The organism is Acidovorax sp. NPDC077693 (genome assembly GCF_044542805.1).
Classification (GTDB): domain Bacteria; phylum Pseudomonadota; class Gammaproteobacteria; order Burkholderiales; family Burkholderiaceae_C; genus Acidovorax.
The window spans coordinates 71588-91178 of record NZ_JBITVD010000015.1 but is presented as its reverse complement, the minus strand read 5'-3'; the positions used below and the strand labels follow the sequence as shown (position 1 = coordinate 91178).

Sequence of the window (19591 nt, the reverse complement as noted above, 5' to 3'; positions counted from 1 at the left end):
GCTTGATGGGCAAGCGCTGACAGCTATTGTTTTTGTAGTATTTGCTCGATCTGCTGGCCGACATTGAGCACCGCATCATCCCGCAGCGCCCCGTGCCAGACCATGATGCCGACCGGGAGTTCCCCGGCCACGTGGCAGGGCAGCGACAGCGCGCAGCCGTCCAGCAGGTTGATGGCGCTGGTATTGCGCAGCAGCAGATTGTTGACGCGAAAGAACTCGGTGTCGCGTTCGGCCCCGGGCGCCACGTCCGACTGCAAGGGCGCCACGATGGGCACCGTGGGCGACAGCAGGGCGTCGTACCCGTCGATGGCCGCGTGCATGCGCGCAATCCATTGCTGGCGCGCCTGGAGCAGGTCGATGTATTCCCAGGCCATCAGCGTGGCGCCTTTTTCGATGCGCTGGCGCACCCGGGGGTCGTAGCGCTCCGGCACCTGCTGGAGCAGATCGCGGTGCCAAGCATAGGCCTCCGGCGCAGCGAAACCGTAGGCGGGCTGCTCCTGCACGGCTGGAAGGTCGATGGTGTCGATGGTCGCCCCGGCGGCGCGCAGCGTGGAGAGGGTGCGCTCGAAGGCGCGCGCCACGGTGGCGTCCATGCCGTCCAGGAACAGCGTGCGGGGCATGGCCAGGCGGTACAGGGACAGCGGCGCCTGGCTGCGCGTCACGCGGCGGGCGGCCAGGATTTCGTGCGCCACGATGGCATCGCGCACCGTGCGGGTCAGTGCGCAGGCGGTGTCGAGCGTGGTGGACAGCGGCACGGCGCCCGACGTCGGCACGAGCCGCGCCGTGTTCTTGAACCCCACGATGCCGTTGAGCGCTGCCGGAATGCGGATGGAGCCGCCAGTGTCCGACCCCAGGCCGATGAACGCCGCGCCCGTGGCCACCGAGACCCCGGCGCCCGACGAGGAGCCGCCCGGCACGCGCGGCGCGCCGGGCAGGGCGCCGTGGAGCGCGTCGAACGCCGCCGGCGTGCCGAAGTGCGGGTTCACACCCACGCCCGAAAAGGCGAACTCCACCATGTTCGTGCGCCCGATGAGGCTGGCCCCTGCGGCGCGCAGGCGCGCCACGGCAGGGCTGTCGGCAACCGCCAGCGGGGCGCCTGCCAGGGCCGTGGAGCCTGCTGCGGTGGGCTGGCCCGCCACATCGAACAGGTCCTTGACCGACACGGCCAGACCTGCCAAGGGTAATTGGGTGATGCCGGGCTGCACCGCCGTGGTGCGTGCCGATTCGAAGTCGGCGCGGACGAAGCTGTGCGCGTTGGCGGGCGCCTGGGCGGCAGCGATGCAGCGTTCCAGTTCGGCGGGCGAGGTGGTGGCGCCGGCGTGCAGGCTGCCCCGGGTGGCGATCAGGTCGGCAAACATGGGTGTGCTAGAATCTTTGGGTTTTGCTGGGAGCAGCAGCGCGTGCAAGGCGGCTGTGCAGTGTGGGGGTCATCGGCTTGAAGTCGATCGTCGTCAACGGGCACCGCAGTCGGCACGTGGGGCAGCTTTCGCAAGACCAATCGCAAACCAGCCCTGTCAAGGTGTTGCGCTGCGGGTGCAAAAGCACCGTAGCGCAAGTATTGGGGCTGGATTTTAGACCCAACCTTTGGAGTATTTTTATGTCCGTTACCATGCGCGAAATGCTGGAAGCCGGTGTCCACTTCGGTCACCAAACCCGCTTCTGGAACCCCAAGATGGCCCCCTACATCTTCGGCCATCGCAACAAGATTCACATCATCAACCTGGAAAAGTCGCTGCCATTGTTCCAGGAAGCCCAGAAGTTCGCCAAGCAACTGGCAGCCAATCGCGGCACGATCCTGATGGTCGGCACGAAGCGCCAAGCCCGTGAAATCCTGTCCACCGAAGCCCTGCGCGCTGGCGTGCCCTTCGTGGACCAGCGTTGGCTCGGCGGCATGCTGACCAACTTCAAGACGGTCAAGACCTCGATCAAGCGCCTCAAGGACATGAAGGCCCAGCAAGAAGCTGGCCTCGACAGCCTGAGCAAGAAGGAGCAACTGACGTTCTCCCGCGAAATCGCCAAGCTCGAAAAGGACATCGGCGGCATCCAGGACATGGCTGCTCTGCCCGACGCCATCTTCATCATCGACGTGGGCTTCCACAAGATCGCCGTGGCCGAAGCCAAGAAGCTGGGCATCCCGCTGATCGGTGTGGTCGACACGAACCACTCGCCTGAAGGCATCGACTACGTGATCCCCGGCAACGACGACTCGGCCAAGGCCGTGACGCTGTACGCCCGCGGCATCGCCGACGCGATCATCGAAGGCCGTGCCAATGCCGTGAACGAAGTGGTCAAGGCCGCTACCACGACCGAGAGCTCCGACGAGTTCGTGGAAGTGCAAGAAGCCGCCGCCTGATACCCGGCTGCGCGACTCGTCGCGAATGAAAGCGGGGCTCCTGGTTAGCCCCCTTTTTTTTAGGCTGAACCCAATCCGATCCGATCCGATCAATCGATTGAACTGAACACTGAAGGAACAAAGATGGCTGCAATTACCGCAAGCATGGTCGCCGAACTGCGCGCCAAGACCGACGCTCCCATGATGGAATGCAAGAAGGCCCTGACGGAAGCTGAAGGCGATCTGGCCAAGGCTGAAGAGCTGCTGCGCGTCAAGCTCGGCACCAAGGCCGGCAAGGCTGCTTCGCGCGTCACCGCCGAAGGCGTGGTCGCCAGCTTCATCAACGGCAACGTGGGCGCGCTGATCGAAGTCAACAGCGAAACCGACTTCGTGTCCAAGAACGACAGCTTCCTGGCCATGGCCAACGCCGCTGCCAAGCTGGTGGCCGAGCACAACCCCGCCAACATCGAAGCCCTGGGTGCACTGCCCTACGAGCAAGACAGTTTCGGCCCCACCCTGGAAGACGTGCGCAAGGGCCTGATCGGCAAGATCGGCGAGAACATGTCGTTCCGCCGCTTCAAGCACTTCAGCGGCTCCAACCTGGCGGCCTACCTGCACGGCTCGCGCATCGGCGTGGTCGTCGAATTCGACGGTGACGCTGCGGCCGCCAAGGACGTGGCCATGCACGTGGCTGCCATGAAGCCCGTGTCCCTGACCAGCGCCGACGTGCCTGCCGAACTGATCGCCAAGGAGCGCTCGGTCGCCGAAGGCAAGGCCGACGAAGCCAACAAGGAACTGGTGGCTGCCGGCAAGCCCGCGCAAAGCGCTGAAATCACCGCCAAGCGCATCGACGGCGCCGTGCAGAAGTACCTCAAGGAAGTCTCGCTGGCTGACCAGGTCTTCGTGAAGGCCGCCGATGGCAAGCAGACCGTGGCCCAGATGCTCAAGGCTGCCAACACCAACGTGAAGGGCTTCACGCTCTACGTCGTGGGTGAAGGCATCGAGAAGAAGGCCGACGACTTCGCTGCCGAAGTGGCCGCACAAGTCGCCGCCGCCAAGGCTGCTGCAGCCTGACAGGCCGCAAAAAAGCCCTGCCCCCGCACACACCGCCGTACGTATTGCCTTTGGAGAAATCACACATGTCCCACGCCGCACCAGCCCACAAGCGCATCCTGCTCAAGCTGTCTGGTGAGGCGCTGATGGGTGACGACGCCTTTGGCATCAACCGCGCGACCATCGTGCGCATGGTGGAAGAGATCGCCGAAGTGACCCGCCTGGGTGTCCAGGTGGCCGTGGTGATCGGTGGGGGCAACATTTTCCGCGGTGTGGCGGGCGGCTCGGTCGGCATGGACCGGGCCACGGCCGACTACATGGGCATGCTGGCCACCGTGATGAACGCGCTGGCCCTGGCCGACGCGATGGACAAGCAGGGCCTGGTGGCCCGCGTGATGTCCGCCATTGCCATCGAACAGGTGGTCGAGCCCTATGTGCGGCCCAAAGCGCTGCAGTACCTCGAAGAGGGCAAGGTCGTGGTCTTCGCGGCTGGCACGGGCAACCCCTTCTTCACCACCGACACGGCTGCGGCCCTGCGTGGTGCCGAGATCGGCGCCGAGCTGGTGCTCAAGGCCACCAAGGTGGACGGCGTTTATACTGCCGACCCCCAGAAAGACCCGACCGCCACACGCTACACCAAGCTCAGCTTCGACGAGGCCATGTCCCGCAACCTGGGCATCATGGATGCGACGGCGTTCGCGCTGTGCCGCGACCAGAAGCTGCCGGTGCGCGTGTTCTCCATCATCAAGCACGGCGCCTTGAAGCGCGTGGTGATGGGCGAAGACGAAGGTACGCTGGTTTACGCTTGATGATTTGCCGCCGCGCTGCGCATTGCCGGTGACTGGCTAGAGGAGAACAATATGACGATTGCCGATATCAAGAAAAATGCAGAAACCAAGATGGACCAGTCCATCGGGGCGTTCAAGAACAACCTGCAGAAGATCCGCACCGGCCGTGCCAATCCCGCATTGCTCGATTCGGTCCAGGTGGAGTACTACGGCTCGTTCGTGCCGCTGAGCCAGGTGGCCAACGTCTCCCTGATCGATGCGCGCACCATCAGCGTCCAGCCCTGGGAAAAGGGCATGGGCGCCAAGATCGAGAAGGCCATCCGCGAAAGCGACCTGGGCCTGAATCCCGCCTCCCTGGGCGACCTCATCCGCGTGCCGATGCCGCCCATGAGCGAAGAGCGCCGCAAGGAAATGACCAAGCTGGCCCGCAACGAAGGCGAGAGCGCCAAGATCGCCGTGCGCAACCTGCGCCGCGATGCCAACGAATCGGTCAAGAAGCTGGTCAAGGACAAGCTCGCGTCCGAAGACGACCAAAAGCGCGCCGAAACCGACGTGCAGAAGTTCACCGACCGGCACATCGCAGAGATCGATGCGCTGGTGGCGGCCAAGGAACAGGAAATCATGGCGGTCTGAGTTCCCGTTACCAGGGTTCTCTCAACGTTCTGCATGTCTGAATCTCCGGTGGTGCCTCACCACATCGCCATCGTCATGGATGGCAACGGCCGCTGGGCCAAGCGCCGCTTCCTGCCGCGCCTGGCAGGCCACAAGCAAGGGGTGGATTCGCTGCGCCGCTGTGCCCGTGCCTGCGCGCAGCGGGGCGTGGCGGTGCTGACCGTCTTTGCCTTTTCGTCCGAAAACTGGAACCGCCCCGTGGAAGAGGTCTCCGGCCTCATGGAGCTGCTGGCCCTGGCGCTGGCGCGCGAGGTGCCCGAGCTCAAGAAGGACGGCGTGCGCCTGTACTTCGTGGGCGACCGCGCAGGTCTTTCGCCCAAGGTGCAGGGCGGCCTGGCCCAGGCGGAGGCCGCCACGGCGGGCAACGACCGCCTGATTCTGAACGTCTGCTTCAACTATGGGGGCCGCTGGGACATCGCCCAGGCGGCGGCATCGCTGGCCGCACGCGGAGAGCCCATCACCGAAGCGAGCCTGCACGGCGCGATGGGCCTGGCCCACGTGCCCGACCCCGATCTCGTGATCCGCACCGGGGGCGAAATGCGGATCAGCAATTTTCTGCTGTGGCAGGCTGCATACTCCGAGTTCATTTTCAGTGACCGGCTGTGGCCGGATTTCGATGAGTCGGCGCTGGATGAGGCGATTGCAGCCTACAGTGGCCGCGAACGCCGTTTTGGTAAAACCTCCGAACAGATCCTGTCCGCGCATCCCCAGCCGATGCCCGGTTGAGAACCTGAACGGGTTCTGAAAGGTCCCATGCTCAAACAGCGTGTCATCACAGCCCTCGTCCTGCTGGCCATCTTGCTGCCGGCGCTTTTTTACGCGTCCACCGTGCCGTTCACCGTCGTGGTGCTGGTGCTCATGGCCGCCGGTGCCTGGGAGTGGGGGCGCCTGAGCGGTTTCGGACAGGCAGGCTCGGTGGCTGTGGGCGCCGCCTGCGTCGCGCTGTGCGCGGGGTCCTGGGCTCTGGGCTGGGTGGAGCGGCCGTTGACGGCGCTCTGGGTCGTGGGCGGGGGGCTGTGGGTGCTGTCCACCGCCTGGCTGCTCAAGGCCGGGGTTCCGGGCTGGCCGCGCATTCCTTCCGCCGTGCGGCTGGTGGCGGGCGTGCTGGCGCTGTGGCTGGCCTGGCTTGCGGTCGTTCAGGCGCGCAATGTGGGCATCAATTTCTTGCTGTCGGTGCTGCTGCTGGTGTGGGTGGCCGACATCTTCGCGTATTTCGCCGGCCGCGCTTTCGGGCTGCGCTTCACCAAGGGCAAGCTGGCCCCCTCGATCAGTCCCGGCAAGAGCTGGGAAGGCGTGTGGGGTGGGCTGGCGGGCGTGGTGGTCATGGCGTTCGTCTGGGTGGCCGCTGACGCGCACTGGCAGGCTGCCGTGCCCAGTTTCTACAGCCGCATGGCGCAGCAAGGCTGGTGGCTGCTGGTGATCGCGGCGCTGTTCATGGTGGCCATGAGCGTCTCGGGCGACCTGGTGGAGTCCCTCATCAAGCGCAGCGCAGGCGTCAAGGACAGCAGCAACCTGCTGCCCGGCCACGGCGGCGTGCTCGACCGGGTGGACGCGCTGCTGCCGACCCTGCCACTGGCCATGATGCTCACCAGCCTGACGACAGCAGCAGCACGGTAGCTCGCAATGATGAAACAACGACTCACGGTATTGGGCTCCACGGGCTCCATCGGTACCAGCACGCTGGATGTGGTGGCCCGCCACCCGGACCGCTTTGAAGTGTTCGCGCTGAGCGCGGCCACGCAGGTGGACCTGATCCTTGCGCAGTGCGCGCAGTTCACACCGCGCTTTGCGGTGATGGCCAGCGCACCGCACGCGCGCCAACTGGCCGAAAAGCTGGCCGCCAATGGCATTCCCACGCAAGTCCTGCAAGCGGCAGATGCTCTTGAAACGATAGCGTCTCACCCGGAGGTGGATGCCGTCATGGCAGCCATCGTGGGTGCGGCAGGCCTGTCGCCGTGCCTGGCGGCAGCCCGCGCCGGCAAGCGCCTGATGCTGGCCAACAAGGAGGCGCTGGTGGTTGGCGGCGGGCTGTTCATGCAGACGGTCAAGCAGGGCGGCGCCACGCTGCTGCCGATCGACAGCGAGCATTCGGCCATTTTCCAGTGCCTGCCGGAAGACCCTGCCACCTGGCCTGACCGGGTGGACAGCATCCTGCTGACCGCTTCGGGCGGGCCGTTTCGCCAGCGCGACCCGGCCACGCTGTCGGAGATCACGCCGGCCCAGGCTTGCGCGCATCCCAATTTCTCGATGGGGCGCAAGATTTCGGTCGACTCCGCCACCATGATGAACAAGGCGCTCGAAGTGATCGAGGCGCGCTGGCTGTTCGACCTGCACCCGGACCAGATCAAGGTGGTGATCCATCCGCAGCAGATCATCCATTCGATGGTGCAGTTCAAGGATGCGTCGATCCTGGCGCAACTGGGCACGCCCGACATGCGGGTGCCCATCGCCTGCGGCCTGGCCTGGCCCGAGCGCATCGCCAGTGGCGCCAGCCGGCTCGATTTTTCCACGCTTTCCGCCCTGGCCTTCGAGGATGCCGATGCCATTCGCTTCCCCGGCCTGCACCTGTCCTGGCAGGCGCTCAAGGCAGCCGAGGGAACGACCGCGGTGCTCAATGCCGCCAACGAGGTGGCTGTCGGGGCGTTTTTGCAGGGCCGGCTGCGTTTTGACCGTATCCATGCGGTAAATCTTGCAACTTTGGATGCGGTGTCCCCCTCCAAGCCAGACTCGCTGGCTGCGCTGCTGGACCTGGACGCCCAGGCCCGGCATGCGGCAGAACACGCGGCAGTCCGCATGGCGGCCTGAGCGCCTCCACAGAGATCTACGGAAACCCCACCATGCTGCTCACCCTCGTTGCCTTCGTCGTTGCCCTGGGCATCCTGATTGCCGTGCACGAGTACGGGCACTACCGCGTGGCGGTGGCGTGCGGGGTCAAGGTGCTGCGCTTCTCGGTCGGCTTTGGCCACCCGCTGCTGCGCTGGCAGCCCAAGGGGTCGCCGACGGAATTCGTGCTGGGCGCCTTTCCCCTGGGCGGCTACGTCAAGATGCTCGACGAGCGGGAGGCGCCCGTGGCGCCTGAAGAGCGGCATCTGGCGTTCAACACCCAGCCCCTGCGCTCGCGTGCCGCCATCGTGGCGGCAGGGCCCATGGCCAACTTGCTGCTGGCGATGCTGCTGTACGCCATCGTCAACTGGAACGGCGTGCAGGAGCCTAAGGCCGTGCTGGCCAGCCCGGTGGCGGGTTCGGTCGCGCAGGCCGCAGGGCTGCGCGGTGGCGAACTCGTCGCGCAGGCTGCGCTGGGCACCGACGACATGGAGCCCGTGCGGTCGTTCGAAGACCTGCGCTGGCTCCTTACGCGCGGCGCGCTCGAGGGCGAGACGGTGCGCCTGGACGTGCAGCCCCAGTCGGGCGCGGCGCACCGCGAAGTGCGGCTCGACATGTCCAAGATCGACACCCGCGAGGCCGACGCACAGCTGTTTCGCAAGATCGGGATCCTGGGGCCGTGGACGCGGCCCGTGCTGGGCGATGTGATGGCCGACGGCGCCGCCGCCCGCTCCGGGCTGCGCCAGGGCGACGTGGTGCTGAAGGTGGGCGCCACCGACGTGGTGGACGGCCAGCAACTGCGCGAATTGATCCGGCAGTCCGTGAAGGGCACACAAGCCGTGGCCCAGCCCTGGCGCATCGACCGCGCGGGCCAGGTGCTGACGCTGGACGTGGTGCCCGAGGCCAGGACGGACGCTGGCACGACCGTCGGCCGTATTGGTGCGTATGTGGGGGCGGCGCCCGAGTTCGTGACCGTGGAGTACGGTGTGCTCGAAGGGGCCTGGGGCGGTGTGGTGAAGACGTGGGACGTCTCGATCCTGACGCTGCGCATGATGGGCCGCATGGTGATCGGCGAGGCGTCGCTCAAGAACCTCAGCGGGCCGCTCACGATTGCCGACTATGCCGGCCGCTCGGCCAGCCTGGGCCTCACGCAGTACCTGGTTTTCCTTGCGCTCATCAGCGTGAGCCTGGGGGTGCTGAACCTGCTGCCGCTGCCAGTTTTGGACGGTGGGCACCTGATGTATTATCTTTGGGAGGGTGTCACGGGCAAGGGAGTGTCGGACGCATGGATGGAACGCCTGCAGCGCGGAGGCGTTGCAGTGTTGCTTGTCATGATGTCCATAGCCTTGTTCAACGACGTCACCCGGCTTTTTGGCTAACCTTTGCCGCGCTTGCAACGCAACTGCGGCTCCAGCTTCATTCATGAAAAAACACATCAATCGCCTGGGCGTGCGTACCGCATCGGCCGTTGCAGCCATGATTTTCGCTGCCAATGCGGCATGGGCACTGGAGCCCTTCAAGGTGCAGGACATCCGCGTCGAGGGCCTGCAGCGCGTGGAGCCCGGTACGGTGTTCGCATCCATGCCGCTGCGCGTGGGCGACGACTACAACGACGAAAAGGGCGCGGCCGCCATCCGGGCGCTGTTCGGCCTGGGGCTTTTCAAGGATGTGCGCCTGGAGGCCACTGGCAACGTGCTGGTGGTGGTGGTGGAAGAGCGCCCCACGGTGGCGGATGTCGACTTCGCCGGCACGCGCGAATTCGACAAGGACACGCTCAAGAAAGCCATGCGCGAGGTGGGGCTGACCGAAGGGCGGCCCTATGACAAGGCGCTGACCGACCGCGCCGAGCAGGAGCTCAAGCGCCAGTACATCAACAAGAGCCTCTACGGCGCCGAAGTGGTGACCACGGTGACCCCCATCGAGCGCAACCGGGTGAACCTGACGTTCACGGTGGTCGAAGGCGAGCCCGCCAAGATCAAGGAAGTGCGCATCGTCGGCAACAAGGCGTTCAGCGAATCCACGCTCAAGGGCCTGTTCGACCAGGACACGGGCGGCTGGCTCAGCTGGTACACCAAGTCCGACCGCTATTCGCGCGCCAAGCTCAACGCCGACCTGGAAACCCTTCGCTCGTACTACCTGCAGCGCGGCTACCTCGAGTTCCGCGTCGATTCCACGCAGGTCGCGATCTCGCCCGACAAGCAGGACATCTCCATCATCGTCAACGTGACCGAAGGCGAGCGCTATGTCGTGTCCGGCGTCAAGCTGGAGGGCAACTACCTGGACCGCGATGACGAATTCAAGTCGCTCGTCACGATCCGCGCAGGCGAGCCCTACAACGCCGACCAGATCACCGAGACCACCAAGGCTTTCTCGGAGTATTTCGCGCGCTTCGGCTTTGCGTTTGCCCGCGTCGAGGCCGTGCCGGAGATCGACCGCGAGAACAACCGCGTCGCCTTCGTGCTGCAGGCCGAACCATCGCGCCGCGCCTACGTGCGCCGCATCAACGTGAGCGGCAACAACCGCACGCGCGACGAAGTGATCCGCCGCGAGTTCCGCCAGTACGAAGCCTCGTGGTACGACGGCGAGAAGATCCGCCTGTCGCGCGACCGCGTGGACCGCCTGGGCTTCTTCACCGAAGTGAACGTCGAGACGCAGGAAGTGCCGGGCTCGCCCGACCAGGTGGACCTGGTGATCAACGTGGCCGAAAAGCCCACGGGCTCGCTGCAGATGGGCGTGGGCTTCTCCAGCGCGGAAAAGGTCTCGCTCTCGTTCGGCATCAAGCAGGAAAACATCTTCGGCTCGGGCAACTACCTGGGCATCGATGTGAACACCAGCAAGTACCGCCGCACGCTGGTGTTCAGCACCACCGACCCGTATTTCACCAAGGAAGGCATTTCGCGCACGGTGGACCTCTACTACCGCACGGACAAGCCTTACGAAGACCAGGGCGGCAACTACCAGCTTGTGACCACCGGCAGTTCGTTGCGCTTCGGCGTGCCTTTCAGCGAGACCGACACGGTGTTCTTCGGTGGCGGCCTTGAGCAGACCAAGATCAAGCCTGGCACGAACATCCCCGCCACCTACCTGGCCTATGCAGACAGGTTCGGCTACAGCAGTACCTCCATTCCGCTGACCGTCGGCTGGTCTCGCGATGACCGCGACAGTGCGCTGGCGCCCAATTCGGGTCGCTACCAGCGCCTCAATTCCGAATGGTCCGTGGCAGGCGACGCCCGCTACGTGCGCGCCAACTACCAGTACCAGCAGTACGTTCCGCTGAACAAGCGCTTCACGCTGGCGTTCAACGGCGAGGCGGGTATCGGCAAGGGGATGAACGGCCGGCCGTTCCCCGTGTTCAAGAACTTCTACTCGGGCGGCCTGGGCTCGGTGCGCGGCTTCGACCAGGGCACGCTGGGTCCGCGCGACGTGACGGGTGCGTCTCTCGGCGGTCCGAAGAAAGTCACCCTCAATGCGGAGCTGATCGCTCCGTTCCCTGGCGCGGGGAACGACCGGACCCTGCGCGTGTTTACCTTCGTCGACGTGGGTAACGTGTACGGAGAGAACGACAAGGTCACCTTCAGTGACATGCGTGCCTCCGTGGGTCTGGGCCTGAGCTGGATTTCCCCGCTCGGTCCGCTGCGTCTGGCGTTTGCGCAACCGGTGCGCAAGTTCGCTGGCGATAGAATCCAGAAACTGCAATTCCAGATTGGAACGTCTTTCTAATGAAATCCTTTTCTCGCCATATCTCCTTGGCCCTGCTGCTCGGCGCATTCGCCGCTGCAGCGCCTGTGCAAGCGCAAGAGTCCTTCCGTGCCGGTTTCGTCAACACCGACCGCATCTTCCGTGAGGCCAACACGGCCAAGGCGGCCCAGGCCAAGCTGGAGCAGGAATTCGCTCGCCGTGAAAAAGAGTTGGTGGACCTGGGCAACACCCTGAAGACCGCCAGCGAAAAGTTCGAACGTGAAGCGCCCACCATGGCCGAGAGCCAGCGCACCACGCGCCAGCGCCAGTTGGTGGACCAGGACCGTGACTTCCAGCGCAAGCGCCGTGAGTTCCAGGAAGACCTGAGCGCCCGCAAGAACGAAGAACTCTCCCAGGTTCTCGAGCGCGCCAACAAGGTGGTCAAGCAGGTCGCAGAAGCTGAAAAGTACGACGTGATCCTGCAAGAGGCTGTCTACATCAACCCCAAGCACGACATCACCGACAAGGTGATCAAGGCGCTGAATGCCGCTGCCACCACCAAGTAAGCCGCAGCGCAGGACGGGTGGCGCGTGAGCTTGCTTCTCGGGCACATTGTTGATGCGCTCGGTGGTTCGCTGGAGGGGGGGGCGGTGGCTGACACCACCATCTCCCGCATCGCGCCACTGGAGGTTGCGGGCCCGGGGGACCTCAGTTTTCTGAGCAACCCCCGCTACCAACAGCAACTGGCCGCCTCCCGGGCGGCCTGTGTCATTGTGGCGCCCGCCATGCGCGAGGTGGCGCTGGCGCGCGGCCCCTGCATCGTTGCGGACAACCCCTACGTCTATTTTGCAAGGGCCACGCAGCTCTGGCGGCAGCACACATCGCCTGTGGTGCAGGGCTCGGTGCATGCCAGCGCCGTGGTGGACCCGTCGGCCCACGTGCATCCCACAGCTGTTGTCGGCCCGCTGTGCGTCGTTGAGCGCGGCGCTCGCATTGGTGCAGGCACGGTGCTCAAATCACGCGTGACGGTCGGCGAAGACTGCCACATCGGCGAGCGCTGCATCGTCCATGCGGGCGTGGTGATCGGTGCCGACGGCTTCGGCTTCGCGCCGGAGAGGGGGCAGTGGGTCAAGATCGAGCAGCTCGGCGCCGTTCGCATCGGCGACGATGTCGAGATCGGGGCCAACACCTGCATCGACCGGGGTGCCCTGCAGGACACCGTGATCGAAGACGGCGTCAAGCTCGACAACCTGATCCAGGTGGGCCACAACGTGCGCATCGGCAAGCACTCGGCCATGGCCGGCTGCGTGGGTGTGGCCGGCAGTGCCACCATCGGCGCGCATTGCACGGTGGGCGGAGGCGCCATCGTGCTGGGGCATCTGGAGCTGGCCGACAACGTGCACATTTCGGCGGCCACGGTCGTCACGCGATCCATCACACGGCCAGGACAGTACACGGGCATGTTTCCCATCGACGACAATGCGCGCTGGGAAAAGAACGCTGCGACACTCAAACAATTGCACAGCTTGCGAGAGCGCATCAAAGCGCTGGAGCAGGCCCTGAAAGCAGCATGAACGGAAGAAGAACTCGATGATGGATATCCACGCAATTCTCAAGCAACTGCCGCACCGCTACCCCTTCTTGCTGGTAGACAAGGTGATCGAGCTTGAGAGCAACACCCGTATCAAGGCCATCAAGAACGTCACGTTCAACGAACCTTACTTCGGCGGGCATTTTCCAGGGCGTCCCGTGATGCCCGGCGTGCTGATCCTCGAAGCCCTGGCCCAGGCGGCCGGGCTGCTGGCCTTCGATGCCATGGGCAAGGTGCCGGACGAGAACAACATCTATTACTTCGTCGGCATTGACGGCGCGCGTTTCAAGCGCCCTGTGGAGCCGGGCGACCAACTGATCCTGACCATCACCATCGACCGCGTGCGCGGCGGCATCTGGAAGTTCAAGGGCGTGGCGAGCGTGGGCGACGATGTGGCCTGCGAAGCCGAGCTCATGTGCACCATGCGCAGCGTGGGCTGAGCCGCAGCGACGACCTGGGCTGACCGGACCGTGAGCAATATCCATCCCACCGCCATCATTGCGGACGGTGCACGCATCGACCCCTCCGTCACGGTGGGGCCGTATGCCGTGATCGGCCCGCAGGTCGTGATCGGCCCGGGCTGCACCGTGGGGGCCCACTGCGTGATCGAAGGCCGCACGACCATCGGCAAGGACAACCGCATTTTCCAGTTCGCCTCCCTGGGGGCCGATCCGCAGGACAAGAAGTACAAGGGCGAGGACACCGAGCTGGTCATCGGTGACCGCAACACGGTGCGCGAGTTCTGCACCTTCAACCGCGGCGTGCCGGGCGCGGGCGGCAAGACCAGCATCGGCGACGACAACTGGATCATGGCCTATACCCACATTGCGCACGACTGCCATGTGGGCAACCACACGACCATGGCCAACAACACCACGCTGGCCGGCCATGTGCTGATCGGCGACTGGGTGACGGTGGGCGGGCTGACCGGCATCCACCAGTTCGTGAAGATCGGGGCGCACGCCATGATCGGATTTTCCAGCGCCGTGTCGCAGGACGTACCGCCCTTCATGACGGTCGATGGCAATCCGCTGTCCGTGCGGGGGCTGAATGCCGAGGGCCTGCGCCGCCGCGGGTTCTCTGCGGAGCGTGTGGCAGTGATCAAGCAGATCCACCGGCTGATGTACCGCCAGGGCCTCACGCTCGAGGCGGCCCGCGCCGCCATCGCGGACCTGCCGGTGGCGCACCCCGAGGCCACGGCGGACGTGGCGCTGGTGATGGCTTTCCTGTCCAGCTCCAGCCGCGGCATCGCCCGCTGAGGTCCGGCGCATGCAGACATCTCCCCGCATCGCCATGGTGGCGGGCGAAACGTCGGGCGACTTGCTCGCCGGGCTGCTGCTCGACGGCATGCAGGCGCACTGGCCCGCCCTGCAGTCCTTTGGCATCGGTGGGCCCCAGATGGCACGCCGCGGCTTCGAGGCCCGGTGGCCCAGCGACAAGCTGGCCGTGCATGGCTACAGCATGGAGGTGCTGCGGCGCCTGCGCGAGTTGCTCGCCATCCGCAAGTCGTTGCGCAACGACCTCCTCCAGAGCCGGCCCGATGTGTTCATCGGCGTGGACGCGCCGGATTTCAACCTGGGGCTCGAAGCCGACCTGCGCGCTGCCGGCATCAAGACCGTGCATTTCGTCTGCCCCTCCATCTGGGCGTGGCGTGCGGATCGGGTCGAGAAGATCCGCCGCAGCGCCGACCACGTGCTGTGCATCTTTCCCTTCGAGCCCGCACTGCTGGCCCAGCATGGCATCGAGGCGACCTACGTCGGTCACCCGCTCGCTGGTGTGATCCCGATGGTGCCCGACCGCTCAGCCGCCAGGGCACATCTGGGTCTGCAGGATGCGGATGAGGTCCTGGCCATCCTGCCGGGCAGCCGGTCGTCTGAAATACAGTACATCGCCAAGCCATTCCTCGAGGCTGCAGCGCTGATCCGTCAGGCGCGCCCAGCTATCAAATTGGTAGTGCCCGCGGTACCCGCCTTGCAAAGCCGCATTGCGCAGGTCGCACAGGAATGCGGCCTGCAGGACGCGGTGCAGATCGTGGCGGGCCAGTCGCACACGGTGCTGGCGGCCTGCGATGCCACCTTGATCGCCAGCGGCACGGCCACGCTGGAGGCCGCGCTCTTCAAGCGGCCCATGGTGATCGCCTACCACATGCAGCCCGTGAGCTGGTGGCTCATGCGCCGCAAGCAGTTGCAGCCCTGGGTGGGGCTGCCCAACATCCTGTGCGGCGACTTCGTGGTGCCCGAACTGATCCAGGACGCCGCCACGCCGCAAGCGCTGTGCGCCGCCACGCTGGATTGGCTGGACGCACGCAGGCACAATCCGTCCCGGATCAGCGCGCTGGAGCAGCGCTTCACCGCGCTGCATGAAAGCCTTCTCCGCAACACTCCCCGACTGGCAGCCGATGCGATCCAGAAAATCCTCGCTCCCACAGCCTGAGCAAGCCAGCCTGCCCTGGCATCCCCCCGGACTTCTTGCCGGGGTGGACGAGGCCGGCCGCGGGCCCCTGGCCGGCCCGGTGGTGGCTGCCGCCGTCATCCTGGACGACCTGCATCCCATCGCAGGCCTGGCGGACTCCAAGACCCTGACCGCAGCCCGGCGCGAGAAGCTCTACGACGAGATCCGCGCCAAGGCGCTGTGCTGCTCCATCGCCGAGGCGAGCGTCGAAGAGATCGACAGCCTGAACATCCTGCAGGCCACCCTGCTGGCGATGCGCCGCGCGGTGATCGGCCTGCGGCTCAAGCCGGTGCGGGTGCTGGTGGACGGCAACCGCTTGCCGCTGCTGGACGTGCCGGCCGAGGCCATCGTCAAGGGCGATGCGCTGGTGCAGGCCATCTCGGCCGCCTCCATCCTGGCCAAGGTGCACCGCGACCGCTGGTGCGCGCAGATCGACCAGGACTTCCCCCATTACGGCTTTGCCGGCCACAAAGGCTACGGCACGGCGATCCACATGGCCGCGCTGCGCGAGCACGGCGCCTGCATCCACCACCGGCGCTCGTTCGCACCGGTGGCCCAAAACCTGTTCCTGTGACCCGTTGCGGGTGACCGCCCAGGTGACCCCATTGCCGATGACATCACCTTCCGTCACCCCCATCCATTCGCGCGACAACGCTTTCGTCAAGGACCTGCGCCGCCTGGCGCAGGACAGCACGGCCTATCGCAAGCAGGGCAGGGTGTGGCTGGAGGGCGACCATCTGTGCCGCGCCGCGCTGGAGCGGCACCAGCGCCCGGCGGTGGCGGTATTTGCAGAGTCTTTTTGGCCGCTGGCGCAGGTGGAGTGGGCGCAAGCAGCTCCTAAAATCATAGTGCTCTCGGATGCCTTGTTCGCCGAGATCAGCGGGCTGGAGTCGCCGGCGCGCATGGGCTTCGTCATCGACTGGGCGGTGCCGGCGTCGCTGCAGCCGGGGGTTGCCACCGTGGTGCTCGACCGTGTGCAGGACGCGGGCAACGTGGGCTCCATCCTGCGCAGTGCCTCGGCGTTTGGATTCCGCCAGGTGGTGGCCGTCAAGGGCAGCGCGGCCCTCTGGTCACCCAAGGTGCTGCGGGCCGGCATGGGCGCGCATTTCGCGCTGGATCTCATCGAAGGTGTGGAGCACGCAGAGCTGCAGGCGCTGCAGGTGCCCCTGCTCGTCACCAGCTCCCATGCCGGAGACTGGCTGCACCGCGCCGCATTGCCCTGGCCCTGTGCCTGGGTCATGGGGCACGAAGGGCAGGGCGTGTCGCCGGTGCTGGAAGAGCGCTCGGCCCTGCGCATCCGCATTGCGCAGCCCGGCGGCGAGGAGTCGCTGAACGTGGCTGCCGCCGCCGCCATTTGCCTGCACGCGAGCGGCGCTGCGCGCTGAAGGGCCGGTCTCGGGCAGGAGATTCCTGCCGGGGGTGCCGGTCAGGTTCGCGCCACCCGGAGGTGGCGCGGGAGGCTGATTACTGCTGGTTGCGCAGGAACTGGCGCACGAAGTCTTCCTGGTTGGGCGCGTCCTTCTCGGTCGTGAACACCACTTGCTGGCCTTCCACGCGGATTTTCAGCGCGGATGCGAACTTGCACTGCACCTGGCCCAGGCTGGCCGCCTTGGCCTTGGCCGCGGGGGTGTTGCGGCACAGGGACTCCAGTTCCGAGGCGACCACGCCGCAGAAGCTGCCAATGCTCAGGGTCTGCAGCTTTTCGTCATCGATGGACGCCCAGTCGACCGTGGTCTTGACGGGTGTGCCGCACGCGGCGCTGGCATCCTGATCGGCCTTGGTCAGATCGGCCTGCGCGCTGGCCAGGCGCTTGTTGCGGTCAAAGCGGGCCAGCTTTTCCTGCACGCCTTGCTTTTGCTGGCGCTCATAGCTCGCCTGCAGGTCTGCCAGCTTGAACGCCTTGGTCTTGTCTTCATGGAAGGCCAGCACCACGCCGTCGCGCTTGCCAGGCAGGTAGACCACATAGTTGTCGCCACCGACGTACGCGTCGGTCTGCTTGTGCAGCAGGCCGTAGTTGCGGCCGTCGATGCGGGTGGAGTACACGTCGCGCGCTGCGCCTTGCCGCTCCAGGTTGCTCAGAAAGACCACCTGGTCGATCGGGTCGTTGATGCCGCTCACGCGCACCAGCGCCTGCTTGCCGTCCACGCTGGGGGCCAAAACGACTTCGACTCCCTGCGGGCCCACAAAGACTTTCGGATACTTGGCCAGCTCCATGGCCTGGGCGGTCAAGGCGATGCCGAGACCTGCCGCTGCGACAGCAAGGGGACGAATGAAAGCAAACATGAAAACAGCCTCTCTGAAGGTTGAAAACGTTGATGGTTGAATGGGCGCCGGGCGGAGTCTAGGCGCGCAGTGATGCATTGAAATGCCTGGAACACTTCCTTACGTAACAAGGTTATGCAAGACATGCATTTGCCGGGCGAAGACGCCCGAAGGGTATAATCGGGAGCTTTTCTCGCAACAGCGTCGCCCGATCGCACCCAAAGCAAAAATCTTTTCTGAGAGCAGCCACCAGCACTGCGTACGTTTGCGTGTACGAGTGGCCTGCAGGCGCCGGGCGACCGTAACCATCCGGAGAACCCAGTGCTTTTGTCTCTCAAGGGAAACTTCCCGCCCGCCATCCTGGCGCTCGCAGACGGCACGGTCTTTATCGGCAACTCGATTGGTGCTACCGGCACCACCGTCGGTGAGGTGGTGTTCAACACCGCCATCACCGGTTATCAGGAAATCCTCACCGACCCCAGCTATTGCCAGCAGATCGTGACGCTCACGTATCCGCACATCGGCAACTACGGCGTCAACAGCGAGGATATCGAGGCCGACAAGGTCTATGCCGCGGGCCTGATCATCAAGGACCTGCCCCTGTTGGCCAGCAATTTCCGCCAGACGGAAACCCTGTCCCAGTACCTCGTGCGCGAGAACACGGTCGCCATCGCCAACATCGACACCCGCAAGCTCACCCGCCTGCTGCGCAGCAAGGGCGCACAAAACGGCGCCATCGTCGGCCTGGCGCAAGGCCAGGCGGTGACGCAGGCTCTGATCGACGAGGCCCTGGCCGCTGCCAAGGCGGCTCCCAACATGGCCGGGCTGGACCTGGCCAAAGTGGTGTCGACCAAAGCCACTTACGAGTGGACCCAGACCGAGTGGGTGCTGGGCAAGGGCTACGGCAAGCTCGAGTCTCCCGAGTTCCACGTGGTGGCCTACGACTACGGTGTGAAGCTGAACATCCTGCGCATGCTGGCCCAGCGCGGCTGCAAGGTCACCGTGGTGCCCGCGCAGACGCCAGCGGCCGATGTGCTGGCCCTGAAGCCTGATGGCGTGTTCCTGTCCAACGGCCCTGGCGACCCGGAGCCCTGCGACTACGCCATCGCCGCCACCCGCACCATCGTCGACAGCGGCGTGCCGACCTTCGGCATCTGCCTGGGCCACCAGATCATGGCCCTGGCCGCGGGCGCCAAGACCTTCAAGATGACGAACAGCCACCACGGTGCCAACCACCCCGTGAAGGACCTGGACAACGGCCGCGTGAGCATCACCAGCCAGAACCACGGTTTCGCGGTGGACATGCAGTCGCTGCCGGCCCACCTGCGTGCCACGCACGTCAGTTTGTTCGACGGCACGCTGCAGGGCCTGGCGCACAAGGACAAGCCGGCGTTCTGCTTCCAGGGCCACCCCGAGGCATCGCCCGGCCCGCACGACATCGCCTACCTGTTCGACCGCTTCACCGACGCCATGCGCGCGGCCAAGGCGGCCTGAAATCAAGGAACAGCGCCATGAAATTTTTCAGCTTCCCCCTCGCAACCCTGGAAAAGGCGATCCACAAGCGCGTCCTGACGCTGCCGTCGCCCCACCGCGAATGGTTCACCGAGCGATGGGCGCAAAAGCCCTACAAGAAGGCCTTTGTCGAGAACAAGGCCATGCCCCTGATCACGCTCGTGGCCAAGGGCAAGACGCTGGACGACGCAGAGTTTGCAGAGCTGCTCCAGGACTGGGAAGTGACCTTTTATGACGCTGAAGAGGAAGTCCTGCGCCCGCTGATCCAGGGGGATGGCCTGCTGCAACTGATGCAGAAGAACCTTCCCCCCGCCCGGGCCGAGGCGCTGCTTGCCAAGCTGACCGCCCGCCGCCCGCAGGCGGACGCCGCACCCTCTGTAGAGACCCCTGGCTCCCAGGCAGCCGAACCCACGATCGACTGATCGACGC

At 65.4% G+C, this 19591-nt stretch carries 20 protein-coding genes; 18 read left to right on the top strand and 2 right to left on the bottom strand.

Annotated elements, in window-relative coordinates; genetic code table 11:
- Positions 1–23 precede the first annotated feature (23 nt).
- Positions 24–1358, bottom strand: a complete 1335-nt coding sequence (locus tag ACIGHN_RS20745; RefSeq protein ID WP_396505797.1) for an amidase — start codon at positions 1356–1358, stop codon at positions 24–26.
- 239 nt (positions 1359–1597) lie between these two features.
- Between ACIGHN_RS20745 and rpsB the strand changes: the two genes are divergently transcribed.
- The 16 genes from rpsB to ACIGHN_RS20665 all read left to right on the top strand — a co-directional run bounded on the left by rpsB (position 1598) and on the right by ACIGHN_RS20665 (position 16773).
- On the top strand, positions 1598–2353 hold the full coding sequence (rpsB, locus tag ACIGHN_RS20740) for a 30S ribosomal protein S2 (RefSeq protein ID WP_056413362.1): 756 nt from the start codon (positions 1598–1600) through the stop codon (positions 2351–2353).
- A gap of 123 nt (positions 2354–2476) precedes the next feature.
- Positions 2477–3406 carry a translation elongation factor Ts gene (tsf, locus tag ACIGHN_RS20735; protein WP_056413359.1) on the top strand — a complete coding sequence of 310 codons (930 nt, stop codon included), beginning with the start codon at positions 2477–2479 and terminating at the stop codon, positions 3404–3406.
- A gap of 65 nt (positions 3407–3471) precedes the next feature.
- Positions 3472–4194 (top strand): UMP kinase, encoded by a 723-nt coding sequence (pyrH, locus tag ACIGHN_RS20730; RefSeq protein WP_056413356.1) that lies wholly within the window; start codon positions 3472–3474, stop codon positions 4192–4194.
- 51 nt (positions 4195–4245) lie between these two features.
- Entirely contained in the window at positions 4246–4806 is a 561-nt protein-coding gene (gene frr / locus ACIGHN_RS20725) for a ribosome recycling factor (protein WP_056413354.1), read from the top strand.
- A gap of 33 nt (positions 4807–4839) precedes the next feature.
- Positions 4840–5571: a polyprenyl diphosphate synthase gene (uppS, locus tag ACIGHN_RS20720; protein ID WP_056413351.1), complete on the top strand. Its 732-nt coding sequence runs from the start codon at positions 4840–4842 to the stop codon at positions 5569–5571.
- A 27-nt stretch (positions 5572–5598) separates the two neighbouring features.
- Positions 5599–6462: a phosphatidate cytidylyltransferase gene (locus ACIGHN_RS20715; protein WP_396505796.1), complete on the top strand. Its 864-nt coding sequence runs from the start codon at positions 5599–5601 to the stop codon at positions 6460–6462.
- 9 nt (positions 6463–6471) lie between these two features.
- On the top strand, positions 6472–7650 hold the full coding sequence (gene ispC, locus ACIGHN_RS20710) for a 1-deoxy-D-xylulose-5-phosphate reductoisomerase (RefSeq protein ID WP_396505833.1): 1179 nt from the start codon (positions 6472–6474) through the stop codon (positions 7648–7650).
- A gap of 32 nt (positions 7651–7682) precedes the next feature.
- Positions 7683–9047, top strand: coding sequence for an RIP metalloprotease RseP (gene rseP, locus ACIGHN_RS20705; protein ID WP_396505795.1), 1365 nt, complete (start codon positions 7683–7685; stop codon positions 9045–9047).
- A gap of 43 nt (positions 9048–9090) precedes the next feature.
- Positions 9091–11388: an outer membrane protein assembly factor BamA gene (bamA, locus tag ACIGHN_RS20700; RefSeq protein WP_056413342.1), complete on the top strand. Its 2298-nt coding sequence runs from the start codon at positions 9091–9093 to the stop codon at positions 11386–11388.
- A complete protein-coding gene (locus tag ACIGHN_RS20695; RefSeq protein WP_056413339.1) occupies positions 11388–11912 on the top strand; it encodes an OmpH family outer membrane protein in 525 nt (174 codons plus the stop codon). Before bamA ends, ACIGHN_RS20695 begins: the two co-directional genes overlap by 1 nt.
- Before the next feature lie 24 nt (positions 11913–11936).
- Complete coding sequence (gene lpxD / locus ACIGHN_RS20690; RefSeq protein ID WP_396505794.1) at positions 11937–12920, top strand: UDP-3-O-(3-hydroxymyristoyl)glucosamine N-acyltransferase; 984 nt, start codon at positions 11937–11939, stop codon at positions 12918–12920.
- A 16-nt stretch (positions 12921–12936) separates the two neighbouring features.
- Positions 12937–13377 carry a 3-hydroxyacyl-ACP dehydratase FabZ gene (fabZ, locus tag ACIGHN_RS20685; protein WP_056413333.1) on the top strand — a complete coding sequence of 147 codons (441 nt, stop codon included), beginning with the start codon at positions 12937–12939 and terminating at the stop codon, positions 13375–13377.
- A 30-nt stretch (positions 13378–13407) separates the two neighbouring features.
- Positions 13408–14196 carry an acyl-ACP--UDP-N-acetylglucosamine O-acyltransferase gene (lpxA, locus tag ACIGHN_RS20680; RefSeq protein ID WP_396505793.1) on the top strand — a complete coding sequence of 263 codons (789 nt, stop codon included), beginning with the start codon at positions 13408–13410 and terminating at the stop codon, positions 14194–14196.
- A 10-nt stretch (positions 14197–14206) separates the two neighbouring features.
- A complete protein-coding gene (lpxB, locus tag ACIGHN_RS20675; protein WP_396505792.1) occupies positions 14207–15370 on the top strand; it encodes a lipid-A-disaccharide synthase in 1164 nt (387 codons plus the stop codon).
- Positions 15336–15962: a ribonuclease HII gene (gene rnhB, locus ACIGHN_RS20670; RefSeq protein WP_056413323.1), complete on the top strand. Its 627-nt coding sequence runs from the start codon at positions 15336–15338 to the stop codon at positions 15960–15962. The genes lpxB and rnhB overlap by 35 nt, the downstream gene beginning before the upstream one ends.
- 37 nt (positions 15963–15999) lie before the next feature.
- Complete coding sequence (locus ACIGHN_RS20665) at positions 16000–16773, top strand: RNA methyltransferase (RefSeq protein ID WP_056413320.1); 774 nt, start codon at positions 16000–16002, stop codon at positions 16771–16773.
- A gap of 79 nt (positions 16774–16852) precedes the next feature.
- On the opposite strand, the gene ACIGHN_RS20660 is transcribed toward ACIGHN_RS20665, so the two are convergent.
- The gene (locus ACIGHN_RS20660; protein ID WP_396505791.1) at positions 16853–17671 is read right to left on the bottom strand and encodes a hypothetical protein; all 819 of its coding nucleotides are present in this window, start codon (positions 17669–17671) and stop codon (positions 16853–16855) included.
- A gap of 300 nt (positions 17672–17971) precedes the next feature.
- Here ACIGHN_RS20660 and carA point away from each other — a divergent pair, with 300 nt between their 5' ends.
- Both carA and ACIGHN_RS20650 read left to right on the top strand, forming a co-directional pair.
- Positions 17972–19144, top strand: a complete 1173-nt coding sequence (gene carA / locus ACIGHN_RS20655; RefSeq protein WP_396505790.1) for a glutamine-hydrolyzing carbamoyl-phosphate synthase small subunit — start codon at positions 17972–17974, stop codon at positions 19142–19144.
- Between the two features lie 17 nt (positions 19145–19161).
- Entirely contained in the window at positions 19162–19584 is a 423-nt protein-coding gene (locus ACIGHN_RS20650) for a hypothetical protein (protein WP_056413308.1), read from the top strand.
- Positions 19585–19591: the final 7 nt, after the last annotated feature.

Coding starts and splice junctions, on each gene's coding strand:
- ACIGHN_RS20745 (WP_396505797.1), bottom strand. CDS start 1,358: ATGTTTGCCGACCTGATCGCCACCCGGGGCAGCCTGCACGCCGGCGCC.
- ACIGHN_RS20660 (WP_396505791.1), bottom strand. CDS start 17,671: ATGTTTGCTTTCATTCGTCCCCTTGCTGTCGCAGCGGCAGGTCTCGGC.
- ACIGHN_RS20665 (WP_056413320.1), top strand. CDS start 16,000: ATGACATCACCTTCCGTCACCCCCATCCATTCGCGCGACAACGCTTTC.
- lpxB (WP_396505792.1), top strand. CDS start 14,207: ATGCAGACATCTCCCCGCATCGCCATGGTGGCGGGCGAAACGTCGGGC.
- ACIGHN_RS20715 (WP_396505796.1), top strand. CDS start 5,599: ATGCTCAAACAGCGTGTCATCACAGCCCTCGTCCTGCTGGCCATCTTG.
- ACIGHN_RS20695 (WP_056413339.1), top strand. CDS start 11,388: ATGAAATCCTTTTCTCGCCATATCTCCTTGGCCCTGCTGCTCGGCGCA.
- tsf (WP_056413359.1), top strand. CDS start 2,477: ATGGCTGCAATTACCGCAAGCATGGTCGCCGAACTGCGCGCCAAGACC.
- rseP (WP_396505795.1), top strand. CDS start 7,683: ATGCTGCTCACCCTCGTTGCCTTCGTCGTTGCCCTGGGCATCCTGATT.
- bamA (WP_056413342.1), top strand. CDS start 9,091: ATGAAAAAACACATCAATCGCCTGGGCGTGCGTACCGCATCGGCCGTT.
- ACIGHN_RS20650 (WP_056413308.1), top strand. CDS start 19,162: ATGAAATTTTTCAGCTTCCCCCTCGCAACCCTGGAAAAGGCGATCCAC.
- rnhB (WP_056413323.1), top strand. CDS start 15,336: ATGCGATCCAGAAAATCCTCGCTCCCACAGCCTGAGCAAGCCAGCCTG.
- fabZ (WP_056413333.1), top strand. CDS start 12,937: ATGATGGATATCCACGCAATTCTCAAGCAACTGCCGCACCGCTACCCC.
- rpsB (WP_056413362.1), top strand. CDS start 1,598: ATGTCCGTTACCATGCGCGAAATGCTGGAAGCCGGTGTCCACTTCGGT.
- uppS (WP_056413351.1), top strand. CDS start 4,840: ATGTCTGAATCTCCGGTGGTGCCTCACCACATCGCCATCGTCATGGAT.
- pyrH (WP_056413356.1), top strand. CDS start 3,472: ATGTCCCACGCCGCACCAGCCCACAAGCGCATCCTGCTCAAGCTGTCT.
- frr (WP_056413354.1), top strand. CDS start 4,246: ATGACGATTGCCGATATCAAGAAAAATGCAGAAACCAAGATGGACCAG.
- ispC (WP_396505833.1), top strand. CDS start 6,472: ATGAAACAACGACTCACGGTATTGGGCTCCACGGGCTCCATCGGTACC.